The sequence below is a fragment of the Kitasatospora sp. NPDC048545 genome (assembly GCF_040651155.1).
Lineage (GTDB): Bacteria > Actinomycetota > Actinomycetes > Streptomycetales > Streptomycetaceae > Kitasatospora.
Genome location: NZ_JBEZIQ010000060.1, coordinates 26,848 through 40,951 on the forward strand (window position 1 = coordinate 26,848; position 14,104 = coordinate 40,951).

A 14,104-nucleotide genomic window follows, 5' to 3' on the forward strand; every position below is an offset into this window, starting at 1 on the left:
GCCGAGCAGCGAGAGAATTGCATATTGAAGGACACTTGAATCACGCGCACGTGAGGATTGGCGCCGAATCGTTCATGCAGCGGGCTCGGTGGTACGCCGGAACCCTGGGACACCTACCGCCGGGCTGCACGGGATACCGTGCAACGGCCGGCGGCAGGCGTGAGAGACGGTGCGCGGCCTCACAGCGGCAGTCGGCAGGAAACCGTCTTGGTTCCATCGAGATGGAAACGGTACCCCCATGAGCCGGCAATGCTCTCCACCAGAAGCAGCCCGCGACCGCCTTCCTGAGAAGCGGTTGCCCGGTGCGCCTGGGGAGCGCTCGCGGAGCGATCTCGAATCCCGATTGACAGCCACCGTTGGTCGAGCGCGATGGTCACCCTGATCGGCTGCTCGTTATCGGTGTGCCGGATCGCGTTCGTCAGAAGCTCAGTGGTCAGGAGTTCGGCGTCCTCGGCGAGGTGTGCCATCTCCCAGCGCCTGAGAATAGTGTTCACGGCACGACGTACGGGCCGCACGTAATGGGGCTTCGGCAACACGAACATGGTGATGCGCCGTCCCTGCGCGTCCTGCGCGTCCTGCGCGTCCAGGTGCGGCGGGTCTGTGGAGGTCATGGCGGTCCCCTGGTCCCCTCCCCCGGCAAAGCCGGAATCCCGTGCTTCGAGGTCCGGCAGTGGCTTGGCGCCGGCGGCCCGGAGCGAACTCATGGGTTCTTCCTCAGCGGCCGGGTGCTGGCTGTGGCGTCCGGCGGCTGGGCCGACTGCGGCGAGCGGGGACCGATGAGGTCCACGGCTCGGGGCATCGCGTCACCGGGTGAGTCCGGCGGGGCGTCGGTGGTCAGGTTGATGCCGATGTGCTGTGCGAGGCCGTCGGCGAGAGCGGCCAGAGTGGGGTGGCCCGCGACGAAGTCGCCGGCGAGCCTGACGCCGAGCGAGGCCTCCAGGCGGGTGCGCAGTTCGATGCGGAGCAAGGAATCGAACCCGAGGGCGTTTAGCGGCGTCTGCGGATCCAGGGTTCTGGGCCCCAGCCGGAGCACGGTTCGGATGTGTTCGGCCAGGTAGTCCTCGAGGACCGTGCGGCGGGCGAGGCCGGGTTGCGCGGCCCGCAGCTCGCGTCGGATGTCGCGCGCCGCATCCCGGCCGGCCGTCTCCACGGGGGTGTCGGGCGCCTCGGGCGTGAGGAGGGCGAACAGCGAGGACGCTCGGCCGGCCGAGGGGATCCAGGTGTCCGGGGGACCGGGGATGACGCCGGTGCGTACGCGGCTGTGGGTCAGGAGCGCCGCCAGGGCCTCGAGTCCTTCCGTGGTGGGAATGGTCTGGTAGCCGCGGGCCGCGAAGCCGGTGGCGGCCCCGGTCTCGCCCCAGGGCCCCCAGTTCACGGCCAACGTGGGCAGGTCCAGGGCGGTGCGCCAGGTGGCGAACGCGTCAAGCCATGAGTTGGCGGCCGAGTAGGCGCCCTGGCCCGGATTGCCGAGCAGGGAGGCCATGGAGGAGTACAGGACAAACCAGTCGAGTGGCAGTCCCTTTGTGGCCTGGTGGAGACGCCAGGCGCCGGTGACTTTGGGATGCCAGACGCGTTCGAGCTGGTCGTCGGTGATGTTGGACACCGCGGCGTCGTCGAGGACCATCGCGGCGTGGATGGCGCCACGCAGTGTCCCGCCGCTCGCGGTGGCTTCGGCCACCAGCTGCTCGGCGGTGCCGGGCTGCGCAATGTCTCCGAGCACGACGCTGATGCGGGTCCCCTGTTCGCGCAGTCCGGCGAGGACCCGTTCGGTGTCGGCCGAGGGTGGTGTGCGTCCGTTGAGAACGAGGTGGGCGGCGCCTTGGCCTGCCAGCCAGCGAGCCGTGGCGAGGCCGACGCCGCGCAGGCCTCCGGTGATGATGTAGGCGCCGTCTGCTCGCACCGGCGAGGGCGGGTCGCGCAGTACGGCGGTGGTGTGGCCTTTGCCGGGTACCGTCAGGACCAGTTTGCCGGTGTGCCCGGCGCCGGCCATGAGGCGAAAGGCGTCGGCGGCCTGCGCGAGCGGATAGGTCCGGCACGGCAGCGGGGCGAGGGTGCCTCGGTTGAATTCGGCAAGGACCTCGCCCAGGAGCTCGGCGAAGGTGTCCGGGCGGGTGTGTTGGAGCTCGACGAGGTCGACCGTGCTCATGGTGATGTTGTGTCGTAGCGGTGCGAGACCCAGTGGGGTGTCGGCGAGGATGTCGCGTACACCCAGTTCGACGAACCTGCCGAAGGGGCGCAGCGTTTCCAGTCCGGCCCTGATGGCGGGCCCGGAGAGGGAGTTGAGGACCACGTCGACACCCTCTCCAGCGGTGGCGGCGCGGGTCTGCTCGGCGAAGTCCAGCGAGCGGGAGTCCATGACGTGCCGGATGCCCATCGCCTGCAGGTATCGGCGCTTGTCCTCGCTGCCGGCGGTGGCGAGCACTTCGGCGCCCAGGCGCCGCGCGACCGCGATCGCGGCCAGTCCGGTCCCGCCGGTGGCGCTGTGGATCAGGACACGCTCGCCACTGGCGAGCCTGGCGAGGCGGCGCAGTGCGTACCAGGCGGTGACGTAGGCGATGGGCAGCCCGGCAGCCGTCTCGGCGGGCAGGCCCGCCGGAATGGGGGCGACGGCGGCGGCAGGCAGGGTAGTGAAGGTCGTGAAGAGGCCGCCTCGCACGTCGACGGCGAGGACGCTGTCGCCGGCGCACAGGTGCCTGACGCCCGGTCCGATGGCGGTGATCACGCCGGTGGCTTCGAAGCCGATGCGGTAGCCCGCTTCGTCGTCGGTCGCCAGCATGCCCATGGCGGTGAGCACGTCGCGGAAGTTCACGCCCACGGCGTGAAGGCGCAGTTCGACCTCTCCGGGGCCAGGAGACCGTCGTGGTGTGGTGGTCAGGCGCAGGGCGTCGAGGTCGCCGAGCCGCCCCGCGTGGAGCTGGAAGCGGTCGACGCCGTAGCACACGGTGCGGGTGACGGCGGTGGCGCGTTCGGCTTCGGACAGGGGGGTGTAGGACAGCCGGGCGATGTGCCGGGTGTCCCCGCGCAGGGCGATCTCGTCCTCGGGAGGGTCGGTGAGGAGTTCGGCCGCGAGTCGGTGTAGGTCGACATCGAAGGAGTCGGTGTCGATGAGGGTCGCCCGCAGCTCCGGGTGTTCGTGTGTCAGGACGCGCACGAGTCCGCGCAGGGCGCTCTGGGCAGGGTCGGCGGGTTGCCCTGGCTCCGGCTCGTGGGCGGACCGGGTGACGGCGAACAGGCGTGTGGACGTGCTATGCGCGATCGCGCTCTGTGCGGCGGCGAGCAGGCGGCGGGTACGGCGCAATGCGATCGCAGCGGCGTCGTCCTCGGGATCGGACGGCGCGGACAGGAGGACCACGGCGCACGGCGCGGGTGTGGAGTCCTGGTGTCGGGCGATGGTCTGCTTGAGCAACTGAAGGGTGGCGCTGTCCACGGGAACGTCGAGGACTTCGGTCCGTGCTCCGGCGAGCTCGAGGGCGTCCGCCAGTGTCCGGGCGGATCCGTCCGCCTCGCCGATGACGAGCCAGGGACCCGGGGCGGCCGGTTCGAGGCCCTCCCGGCGCGGTACGGGCTGCCAGTGGGTTTCGAGGAACCACCGGTCGACGGTTTCGTCGGCCGCCACGCCGTGGCGTATGAAGCGCAGCGCGTCGATCTCGACGAGGGGGTTTCCCGCCTCGTCCAGCAGCCGCACGTCACCGGTGATGCTGTCCGCGGCGGTGTGGGTGAGCCGGGCGTGCGCGTAGTGGGCGTCCTCGGGGGCTGCGAGGATTCGCATGGCGCGCATCTGGACGGGCAGCACCAGGCCGTGGCCCGGTTCGTGGATCAGGCCGGCGACGACGAGCTGGGCACACAGGTCCAGGAGAACCGGGTGGATCCGTAGTCCGTGGCGGGCGGTGCGTGCCGGGTCCGGCAGCGTCACGCGGGCCCAGAAGCTGTCGCCCTGCGCGGAAGTGTGCAGCTCGGTGATGCCGCTGAAGGCCGGGCCGTGTTCCAGGCCTCGTGCGCGCAGGCTCGCGTAGAGGGCGTGCGGATCCAGGACGACGGGGTGGTCTGCGGCCAGTCCGGCCACGGAGAGCGCCGGTGTCCGGGGAGAGCCGTCGACGCGGCGCAGGACCGCGGTGGCCTGCCGCACCCAGGTTCCGTCCTTGTCCTGACCGAAGACTTCGCAGTCGGCACGGTCGGCGCTGGTCAGGGCGACGGTCGTGCCGAGGGACGTGTGGGCGTCGAGGTGCAGCAACTCGCGGAAATGGATGTCAGTCGCTTCGACGTCGTGCGCGGCGCCGTGGAAGACCTCGCTCGCCGCGGTCAGGGCCAGGGCGCAATAGGCGGCGCCGGGCAGGACCGGTTGGCCGTGGACGCGGTGGTCGGCCATCCAGGGCAGGACGTCGGTGCCGGCGTCGGCGTGCCAGGTGTGGCGGGGTTGGTCGCCGGGCACCTCCGTGTGCGTTCCCGGCAGGGCGGCGGGTGCGCTTTCGGCGTGCTGGGAGGCCGCTCGGGGTACGGCGATGTCGGTCCAGTGGGGTCGGCGGTCGAAGGTCAGCGCTGGTACGTCGGTCAGGCGGCCGCCGGCATAGAGGTGCGACCAGTCGACGCCGACTCCCGCGCAGTGCAGGGCGGCGAGCTGGGTGCGAAAGGTGGTGCGTTCGTCTTCCCCCTTGCGCAGTGTCGGCAGGATCACCGGCTCGTGGAGCAGGCCGGTCAGGCTCTGGGCGAGGGGGCGGGTGACGACGGCGTGGGGTGAGATCTCGAGGTACACCTGGTGCCGGTCGGCGGCGGCTGCGGCCACGGCGGCGCTGAAACGTACGGGTCGGCGCAGGTTGGCGCACCAGTAGGCGGCGTCGAAGACCGGGGTGTCGCGGGGGTCGTCCAGGACGGTGGTGTAGAAGGGGACGGTCGGTCGGCTGGGGGTGAGCTCGGCGAGCTCGGCGGCGAGGTCCGCGAGAAGCGGGTCGACCTGGGGGCAGTGCGAGGCGACGTCGACGTCGATCATGTGTGTCACGACTCCGCGGGCCTGCCAGGTGGTGGTCAGGTGCCGGATGGCGGCCACCGTGCCGGCGACGACAGTCGAGTCGGGCGCGGCCACGACGGCCACGGACACCGTGTCGTCACCGATGACGGCAAGGTCGTTCTCGACGGTCGCGCGGTCGAGGCCGACGCTCGCCATGGCGCCGGCTCCGGCGATGCGGGTGAGGAGAGCGGATCGCCGGCAGATGACGCGGACGCCATCCGCCAGGGTGAGTGCGCCAGCGGTGACGGCGGCCGCGACTTCGCCCATGGAATGGCCGATGACCGCGGCCGGTTCGACCCCGTGGTCGCGCCAGACGGCGGCCAGGGCGACCTGCAGGGCGAACAACGCGGGTTGCACGTGGCCGCAGCCGCTGATGTGTTCGCGGTCGCGAACGGCTTGCAGAACGGAGAATCCGGTTTCGGCGGTGATCAGCGCATCGGCTTCGGCCAGGGTCTCGGCGAACGCCGGCTCGTGGTGGAGCAGGCCGTGCCCCATGCCCTGCCACTGCGAGCCCTGACCGGAAAACACCCAGACGGGACGGCGGCTGACGCCCGCGCCCACGTGACCGCGTACGACGCCCGGGTGGGCTCGACCGGCTTCGAAGGAACGCAGGGCGTGCGTCAGGTCGCGGTGGGAGTCGGCCACCACGCCGAGCCGGCCGTGCCCCGGGGAGCGACGCAGGGCGAGGGTGTGGGCGATGTCGTGCAGAGGGGTGGCGGCTCCCTCCGTCTCCAGCCAGTGGGCCAGGCGCGCGGCGGCGGTGGGCAGCGCGTCCGAGGAGCCGGCGGCGAGGAGGAAGACGTGGGGCGAGGTGGCCTGCGCCTGTGCCCGCGATGGCGGGGTGTCGGCAGTGCCGACGGCCGCGTGGGTGGCGCTGCCGGCGGTGGGAGCACCGGAGAGGATGACGGTGCCGCGGCGGGCGGATGCCTGTTCGAGGATTATGTGGGCGTTGGTCCCGGAGAAGCCGAAGGAGGATACCGCGGCCAGTCGCGAGGCCGTCCGGGTGGGCCAGGCGGACAGGTTGGTGGGGACGAACAGGCGGGTGCCTTCGGCACTGATGGCCGGGTTCCACCGGGTGAAGTGCAGGTTGGGCGGGACGAGCCCGCGCTGGAGGCAGAGCACTGCCTTGATCAGGCCGATGACGCCGGCCGCCGGTTCCAGGTGGCCCACGTTCGTCTTGACCGAACCCAGCGCGCAGCGCCCCTGCCCCACGCCGTAGACCGCGGCCAGGCTGGAGAACTCGACGGGGTCGCCGACGGGTGTGCCGGTGCCGTGCGTCTCCACCAGGCCCACGTCGCGCGGGTCGGTTCCGGCGCGGACGAGGGCCTGGTGGTAGAGGGCCTGCTGGGCCTCGGCGGAGGGCGAGGCCAGGACGTCGGAGCGGCCGTCCTGGTTGACGGCCGAGCCGCGGACCAGGGCCAGGATGCGGTCGTCGTCCCGTAGCGCGTCCTCGATGCGCTTGAGGACGACGACGCCGCAGCCTTCGCCGCGTACGAAGCCGTCCGCAGCCGCGTCGAAGGTCCGGCAGCGGCCGGTGGGCGAGAGCATCCCCATGCGGGCGAAGGACATCGTCGTCCTGGCGCCGAGCGTGAGGGTGACGCCGCCGGCCAGCGCGAGATCGCACTCGTCGTTACGCAGGGCCTGACAGGCCAGGTGGACCGCCACGAGCGAGGACGAGCACGCGGTGTCCAGTGCCACGCACGGGCCCTGGAGGCCCAGCAGGTAGGAGATGCGCCCAGGCGCGACGCAGTGCCCGTTGGTCAGGATCGCGCCCTCGAGTTCACGGGGATGGCCGGCGAGGGACTCCATGTAGTCGGTGTAGCTCAGTCCCGAGAACAGTCCCGTGGAGGTTCCCGCCAGTCGCTCCGGGGGGAGTCCGGCGTGTTCGAGTGCCTCCCACGTCACCTCCAGGAGCAGCCGGTGCTGGGGGTCCAAGACGTCGGCCTCCTTGCCCGAGACCCCGAAGAAGTCAGCGTCGAAACCGGCGACGTCGCGAAGGTAGCCACCCCACGGCGGTATCGGCCCGGCGGCGTGGGCGGGGGCCGCCGCCATGTGCCCCGCGCGGCTGATCGGCGGTTCGCCGACCGCGTCCTGGCCGGCTTCGAGCAGCCGCCACAGCCCGGCGGGCGACTCGATGTCGCGGGGAAGCCGGCATCCCATGCCGACGATGGCGATGTGCGCATCAGCGGCTCTCGGGTTCTCTGCGTGGCCCATCACATGGTCTCCTACGCGCTTGCACGAACGGGGGTGGGGGGCGCTCGCCGTCCGACGACGCGGTCGGCGGGCGCCGGGGTCAGTCGACGTCCGAGCTGCCCAGCAGGATCGCGCTCTTGACCCCTCCGATCTGGTAGTTGCAGGTCAGTGCGTAGTCGAACTCCAGGTGCCGGGTGCGGAGGCCGGGGACGGGGTCGAAGCAGATGTTGTCGGCCGGCTCCTCGCAGTTCGCGGTGGGGCACACCTGCCCCTGTTCCAGCATCAGGAGGGTCAGGGCGACGCCCAGGGCTCCCGCCGGGGCGCCGTTGTGGCCGAAGCAGGCTTCCTGAGAGGTCATCAGGAGGTCTTCGACAGCGTCGCCGTAGAGCTGCCTGGCCGCGTTCGCCTCGAACGCGGTCACGACGACGTCGCCGTCGCTTCCGCCGTGGATGTAGGGGATCTGGCCGATGTCCCACCGGTCGCCGAGGCACTTGCGGATGGCGGCGACCAGCGAGGCGCCGTTCTCGTCGCTTGCGAGGGGATTGGACAGGCCGTCGCGGGTCATGCCGTGCGACAGGACCCGGCCATAGGTGTACGCCCCGCGTTGCTGGGCGTGATCGCGGCTCTCCAGCACCAGGGTCACCGATCCCTCACCGTGGTTCACGCAGTCGGCCCGCCGGTCGTAGGGCCTCATGATCCGGTCGAAGGCCGGGAGGAGATCGGGCATGCCGTCGACGCGGATGGAGTCGTAGGCACGCTGGGCGCCGTGCAGCAGACGCTGGACGTTCTGGATCACGTCCACACCGAACACGTCGACGCCGGTAACGACGGCGAGGTCGGTGTCACCGTCCGCGATCATGCGGCGGGCGTTGCCGATCTGGACGGCGGAGGATGCACAGCCGCACGAGACGGTGAAGCAGGGGCCGGTCGTGCGCATCAACGCCCCTTGGACCAGTGCCACGTCAGAAGGGGTGAGTCCCTGTTGGGCCCTGACAAACAGCTCCATCGCTTGCTGCGGGGTGACGGTGCGCGCGTCGGCGTGCAGGACTTCGAGGTAGCTGGAGACGTTGGCGTCGATGCCCCCGCGCCCGACCAGGACGGCGGCGTCGGTGAGGTCACCGTCTCGGATGCTCAGTTGGGCGTCCTTGCAGGCTTCCACGAGGGACACCAGCCCGTAGCGGTGCGCGTTGGTGTAGTGCTTGGAGAAGATGCCCGGCAGTTCGGGCAGACGCTCCGCGAACGCCGTGTCCGGCAGATCGACGGAACCGTAGTAGACGCCGTGGTGCTTCAGGCACGAGCGTCCGTTGGAGGCCACGTCCCAGACCTCGCCCGCGGTGAACAGCGGCTGGTCGTCGCCCGGCAGGCAGAACCCCATGCCGGTGACCATGGTGTCCCGCTCGCCGTTGGCGCCCCGTGGGCGCGCGCTGGAGAGCCCGCTCACGACGCGTGCCAAAGGGTACGGGGCAAACGCCCTGTTCGTCCTCGCGTGGGAAGGTCGCTGGTCATTGCTCACCTCGGGGTGTGGGGTGGGGTGATGCGAGACGGAGCCGCGTCGGTGTGCGGCTCCCGACGGCCGGCGCCGGCGTCAGATGCCGGGGAGACGGTGACGGGCGCGCCTACTCGGCGATGGCGGTCCGGTACGACCACTGGTACACGGGCATCAGTACGCCCGCGACGTCCTTGAAGTCCTGCGTGATCTCGAAGTGCTCGTAGCCGTTCCCGCGGGGGATCTTCAACCGGCTCTCGATGCTCCCGGATTTCACTTCCTGAATCTCAGGAATGTCGCTCGGGCCGCCCTTGAGGAAGACGAGCAGACCGTGGGGCATGGCACTCACCTTCCCATTCAAAACGCCGAAGAATTCTTCGAAGAGGATCAAGCGGCCGACTGGTGGCGCACACCCTGAATACCCCCGTGAAGACGGATTAACCCAGGAAGCCCAACAGCGCATGAAGTGCGCCAGGGGGCGCACCCGCATCGCAGCACGCAGATCACAGGGACACCTCGGAAGCCGTGATGTTATCCGAATAAAGCCCCGATCAAGAATCACCAGACAAGGATAAGTACGAAGACTTCGCCATGCTCTCCAAGCCACGCCACAACATTTACATAGCAGCAGGTCAGAGAGCCAGTAGGGTCGGATCCCGCAGGCGATCTCCCCAGCTTCGGGCGCTCCCACCCCGACTCCCACCCGGATCGTCGAGAACATTTCGAGGGGTGCCCGGGAAAACACTCGTTCGCGCTCACTTAAAATGCCCAGGGGCAAGTCTTCCGGTCGCGATCGGCTCCACTCGGAGAGGCGTCGAAAAAATTGTGCGCCCCCGATTCGGCTTATGCCCCCACTATTATCGAATGCCCTATTGCCACTCGATGACGCCCGAAACTACCGTGAGGAAAACGCCTCGTCGACCTGGTCACAATGGCCTTGTCCGGCGTTCGGAGTCGGAAAAGAGGAATCCTATGTCCCCGATTCTCCTCGCACTCGTCCCCTCGCAGGGCCCCGCGACCGGGGGTAACCCCGTGCTCCTGGTCGGCACCGGGCTGACCGGGACCACGGCCGTCCTGTTCGGCACCACCCCCGCGCTCAGCTTCACCGTCCAGTTCGACGGGGCCATCACGGCCGTCGCCCCGCCCGGAACCGGGACGGTCCAGGTCACGGTGGTCACGGCGTCCGGCACCAGCAACAACCTCAGCTACGCCTACCAGGAGCCGGTCCCGCCGACGATCCTCGCGCTCGTGCCGCCGGTGGGCCTGGCCACGGGTGGCCTGCCCGTCCTCATCGTGGGCCACGGCCTGTCCGGCGCGACGTCGGTGCTGTTCGGCTCCACCCCTGCCTCGAACTTCACCGTGCTGGGCGACGGGGCCATCCTGGCGGTCTCGCCGGCCGGAAGCGGTACCGTCTCCGTCACGGTGACCACGCCCGCCGGCACCAGCGGCGGCGCCTCCTACACCTACCTGTAGGACACCGGCCGGCCGCCGGGCCGTGCGCGACATGATCCGGCGGGATGAGAACAGTGAGCTCCGACAGCGCCTGCTGTCGGAGCTCACTGTTCGTCGGACGCCCGGTCGGGGACGGGATTGCGAGTCCGCGCCGGTCCCGGACGTGGTGACGACCCTAGATCGTCGGTGGGGCGGTGTAGGTGTAGGTGAGGCTGTTGCTGGTGCCGCCGGGGGTGGTCACCGTCACCTGCACCGTGCCCGAGCCCGCCGGCGCGGTGGCGACCAGGAGACTGTCCGACACGACTGTGAAGGCGGCCGGCGCGGACCCGAAGGTGACCGCGGTGGCGGCGCTCAGCCCGCCGCCCGTCAGCGTGACCGTGGTCCCACCCGAGGTCGGCCCCGCCGTGGGAACCGCACTCACCAGCTGGGGAACGGAAAGGTAGGTGAACGCGACACCGTTGCTGGTGCCGCCGGGGGTGGTCACCGTGACCTGCACCGTGCCCGAGCCCGCCGGCACCGTCGCGGTGATCTGTGTCGCCGACACCACCGTGAACGACGAGGCGTTGACGGCACCGAACCGCACCACCGTCGCGCCCAGCAGATTGTTTCCTGTGATGGTGGCGGTGGTTCCGCCGAGAACAGGCCCTTGGCCGGGGACCACGGAGGTGAGCTGGGGGTTGCTCAGGTAGTAGTAGGGCACGGGGAGGCTGGTGCCACCTGCCGTGGTGACGGTGACACCGGACGGCCCGGGCCCTCCGGTCGGCACGGTCGCGGTGATCTGGGTCGCCGACACCACCGTGAACGACGAGGCGTTGACGGCACCGAACCGCACCGCCGTCGCGCCCGCGAACCCGCTGCCCGTCAGCGTCACCGTGTTGCCTCCGGATGCCGGCCCCTGGGTCGGGACGATCGCGGTCACCACCGGTGGGGCGGTGTAGGTGTAGGTGAGGCTGTTGCTGGTGCCGCCGGGGGTGGTCACCGTCACCTGCACCGTGCCCGAGCCCGCCGGCGCGGTGGCGACCAGGAGACTGTCCGACACGACTGTGAAGGCGGCCGGCGCGGACCCGAAGGTGACCGCGGTGGCGGCGCTCAGCCCGCCGCCCGTCAGCGTGACCGTGGTCCCACCCGAGGTCGGCCCCGCCGTGGGAACCGCACTCACCAGCTGGGGAACGGAAAGGTAGGTGAACGCGACACCGTTGCTGGTGCCGCCGGGGGTGGTCACCGTCACCTGCACCGTGCCCGAGCCCGCAGGCACCGTCGCGGTGATCTGTGTCGCCGACACCACCGTGAACGACGAGGCGTTGACGGCACCGAACCGCACCACCGTCGCGCCCGCGAACCCGCTGCCCGTCAGCGTCACCACCGAACCCGCCGCCCCCGACGCCGGACCGACCGAACCGATCACCGGAGCAGCGACCGCGTACGTGAACGCGACACCGTTGCTGGTGCCGCCCGGGGTGGTCACGGTCACCTGCACCGTGCCCGAGCCCGGCGGCACCGTCGCGGTGATCTGTGTGTCCGACACCACCGTGAACGACGAGGCGTTGACGGCACCGAACCGCACCACCGTCGCCCCCGCGAACCCGCTGCCCGTCAGCGTCACCACCGAACCCGCCGCCCCCGACGCCGGACCGACCGAACCGATCACCGGAGCAGCGACCGCGTACGTGAACGCGACACCGTTGCTGGTCGCCCCCCACCACCACGCCACCACGGTCACCTGCACCGTGCCCGAGCCCGGCGGCACCGTCGCGGTGATCTGTGTGTCCGACACCACCGTGAACGACGAGGCGTTGACGGTACCGAACCGCACCGCCGTCGCCCCCGCGAACCCGCTGCCCGTCAGCGTCACCACCGAACCCGCCGCCCCCGACGCCGGACTGACCGAACCGATCACCGGAATGTTGGGATCAACCATGGCCTACCCCCATAGGGTTGTGCAGTCTCCGAGTTGACAATGTCGTACATGCGCAAGTCGGCAACAGAGTCGGCTCCTTGCCCGAGATGCGCGGCGACGGGTGCCGAGGCGGGGAGCCCCGGTCGATGGAGGGAACATCGACCGGGGCTCGTCAGGGGTGTGTCGCCAGCCGGGCCAGCCCCCGCCCGGACGGGGCTTGTACCGGCTCCCGGGCGCCGCCGTGTCAAGCGCGGGCGTGCCTCCGGTCACAGTCGGCCGAGGTTGCCGGATCGTTTCGCAGACCCTCCCGGGCGTGCCCCCGAGGTCGGCCGAACCAGTCGCCACGGCGGCGTTCGGGCGGCCAGCGTTCTCGATGTCCGGCGCCAGGCAGTCGAGGTACGACGTGGTCCGACGCCATGTCATGTAGACCGGTAGCGCCGTCGACGTGGGCGGACGCGGAACTGTCCGGTTCGTCCCAGTGAAGGAGCTCGCCGCCGCCTGCCCGGTCGCTGTCGTCAGACGCCTCCCCGGGCCGCCGGAACGCTGTCCTCAGCCGCCCCGCCCTCGGCGCCGCCGGTGCTTTCCACGGACGGACTCGGCCGAGCGCGTTGCGGAGGAGTTCCGTTCGAAGACGTGGTCGTCGGTGGCTGCGCTCTCGCTCTCCGTCGTCGACGGCTCACTCGAACCCTGACGGCCCACCAACACCGTCGGCATGTACCACCCAAACAGGGGCCCCCAGCACCACAGCGCTGAAGTCGTTCGGTGGTTGGAGCAATGGGAGTCGACGGACCACGTGGTCGCCGCATGGGCCAGTACGCTTCGGAACCTTCGGATCGCTTGCACGACGCCTCCTGGCGTATGTAAGCCGCCGCACCTGCCGGCACCGCCGAGACGGCGCCGGCAGATGGATCCACGTCCTCCCCGGGGGTGCCCATCGCGAGCCGCACGTCACCGCCGCCTCAAGCACAGCGGGCGCCGACTTCACGTTCCCCCGGGGAGGGATGGGCGGCCCGCCGGTTGGATACGGAAAAGTAATCCAGAGTGGTGAAATCGGTGACAAGCCTTCCGGCCCACATTCACCCGCTTGGCGCAGTGCCCGGCCATCCCCGCGATTCGGAAAACGGCCGATCCCGCCGCGCGCAACCGACGCCGCTCAACGAAAACGGACCGGCCCGTGCAGGTTTGCGTGCTGATTCCCCACCGGCACGATCGCGACTTCCCCGCCCGAGGTTGCACCGTGGATCGGCCCGGGGCGGTGACCTGCGCGGGAGCGCTTCGCCGTCGTCAGCCCGGCTTCGTGCGCGCAAACGGACACCTCACCGACGATTTCCCCAACTATGCCGGGAACGGGCCCGAACGACGGAGCGGCCGCGCATGGAAGAATTCCCCGTCTTCTGTCGTTCGGAATTACCCATCCCGGCCGAGACGCATTGCACGCAGCCTCCGGCCCGGGTTCGGCGGCTGGGTACGGCCGTTGCCCCGGCCCGACCGGACGCAGTTCGGCTCTCGCTCGTGCGCCAGGGTGATCGGGTCGGCCGGTCGGCTGGCCGGCCGCATACAGGTCGAGGATCGCCTGGTGGATCATGGCGTGCGCGCGACGGTAGTAGTGCTCGGGTCTCAGAGCCGTGCCCGTCACGTTGTTGACAGCGTTCGTGGACAGCAGCATGCTGCCCGGGACGCACCGCCCGGCCGGGAGGCCCTGCGGGGGAACTTCGGCGTACTGCTTCGGTGGCCTCGCCCAGGCCGACCCAGGACGGCTGCTCGGTTCCCGTCCGGGTCACGACCGCCATCATCCTGTTCACCGACCGGCCCTGCCGCACCGGCGTGGTCGCTGCCGCGGTGAAGTCGCGCAGCGCCTCGCCCGGCGGTGCGGTCCGAAGCCTGCGGCCTCGCGCACGTTGGGTCCGGGTCGTGACGATCCGCTGCACCTGGACGTCCTCGGCGGCGTTGTCGCTGCTGTCTGCGGACCGACCGTCGGGGCAGGGCTCTCGGATCGGCCGTGCCCTCGCGGGCCCGGCGGGCCGATGCGAGGCGGCTGCCGACTCTCCTTACATGCCGGTCTTCTTCCGCTTCC

Annotated in this window: 6 protein-coding genes and 2 pseudogenes; 1 reads left to right on the plus strand and 7 read right to left on the minus strand. The window is 70.5% G+C overall.

Translation table 11 applies throughout. The annotated features are described in order from the left end of the window. Positions 1–179: 179 nt before the first annotated feature. The 4 genes from AB0D10_RS37705 to AB0D10_RS37720 all read right to left on the minus strand — a co-directional run bounded on the left by AB0D10_RS37705 (position 180) and on the right by AB0D10_RS37720 (position 9,021). Positions 180–704, minus strand: coding sequence for an ATP-binding protein (locus AB0D10_RS37705; protein ID WP_360264764.1), 525 nt, complete (start codon positions 702–704; stop codon positions 180–182). Beyond that, the gene (locus tag AB0D10_RS37710) at positions 701–7,216 is read right to left on the minus strand and encodes a type I polyketide synthase (protein ID WP_360264767.1); all 6,516 of its coding nucleotides are present in this window, start codon (positions 7,214–7,216) and stop codon (positions 701–703) included. Before AB0D10_RS37710 ends, AB0D10_RS37705 begins: the two co-directional genes overlap by 4 nt. A 79-nt stretch (positions 7,217–7,295) precedes the next feature. Next, entirely contained in the window at positions 7,296–8,582 is a 1,287-nt protein-coding gene (locus AB0D10_RS37715; protein ID WP_360264800.1) for a beta-ketoacyl synthase N-terminal-like domain-containing protein, read from the minus strand. 229 nt (positions 8,583–8,811) lie between these two features. Beyond that, positions 8,812–9,021 carry a DUF5988 family protein gene (locus AB0D10_RS37720; RefSeq protein WP_360264769.1) on the minus strand — a complete coding sequence of 70 codons (210 nt, stop codon included), beginning with the start codon at positions 9,019–9,021 and terminating at the stop codon, positions 8,812–8,814. A gap of 632 nt (positions 9,022–9,653) precedes the next feature. Between AB0D10_RS37720 and AB0D10_RS37725 the strand changes: the two genes are divergently transcribed. Further along, positions 9,654–10,154: an IPT/TIG domain-containing protein gene (locus AB0D10_RS37725; RefSeq protein ID WP_360264772.1), complete on the plus strand. Its 501-nt coding sequence runs from the start codon at positions 9,654–9,656 to the stop codon at positions 10,152–10,154. Between the two features lie 154 nt (positions 10,155–10,308). Here AB0D10_RS37725 and AB0D10_RS37730 read toward each other — a convergent pair whose 3' ends face one another. The 3 genes and pseudogenes from AB0D10_RS37730 to AB0D10_RS37740 all read right to left on the minus strand — a co-directional run. After that, the gene (locus tag AB0D10_RS37730; protein WP_360264803.1) at positions 10,309–11,367 is read right to left on the minus strand and encodes an IPT/TIG domain-containing protein; all 1,059 of its coding nucleotides are present in this window, start codon (positions 11,365–11,367) and stop codon (positions 10,309–10,311) included. A gap of 3 nt (positions 11,368–11,370) precedes the next feature. Then, a pseudogene (locus tag AB0D10_RS37735) lies at positions 11,371–12,051 on the minus strand (IPT/TIG domain-containing protein); the annotation flags it as partial. Positions 12,052–13,183: 1,132 nt separating this feature from the next. Next, positions 13,184–13,726: pseudogene (locus tag AB0D10_RS37740) on the minus strand (DnaB-like helicase N-terminal domain-containing protein); the annotation flags it as partial. Positions 13,727–14,104 lie beyond the last annotated feature (378 nt).

Excerpts from the sequence above, each read along its gene's own strand:
- AB0D10_RS37705 (WP_360264764.1), bottom strand. The coding sequence starts at position 704 with ATGAGTTCGCTCCGGGCCGCCGGCGCCAAGCCACTGCCGGACCTCGAA.
- AB0D10_RS37710 (WP_360264767.1), bottom strand. The coding sequence starts at position 7,216 with ATGGGCCACGCAGAGAACCCGAGAGCCGCTGATGCGCACATCGCCATC.
- AB0D10_RS37715 (WP_360264800.1), bottom strand. The coding sequence starts at position 8,582 with ATGGTCACCGGCATGGGGTTCTGCCTGCCGGGCGACGACCAGCCGCTG.
- AB0D10_RS37720 (WP_360264769.1), bottom strand. The coding sequence starts at position 9,021 with ATGCCCCACGGTCTGCTCGTCTTCCTCAAGGGCGGCCCGAGCGACATT.
- AB0D10_RS37725 (WP_360264772.1), top strand. The coding sequence starts at position 9,654 with ATGTCCCCGATTCTCCTCGCACTCGTCCCCTCGCAGGGCCCCGCGACC.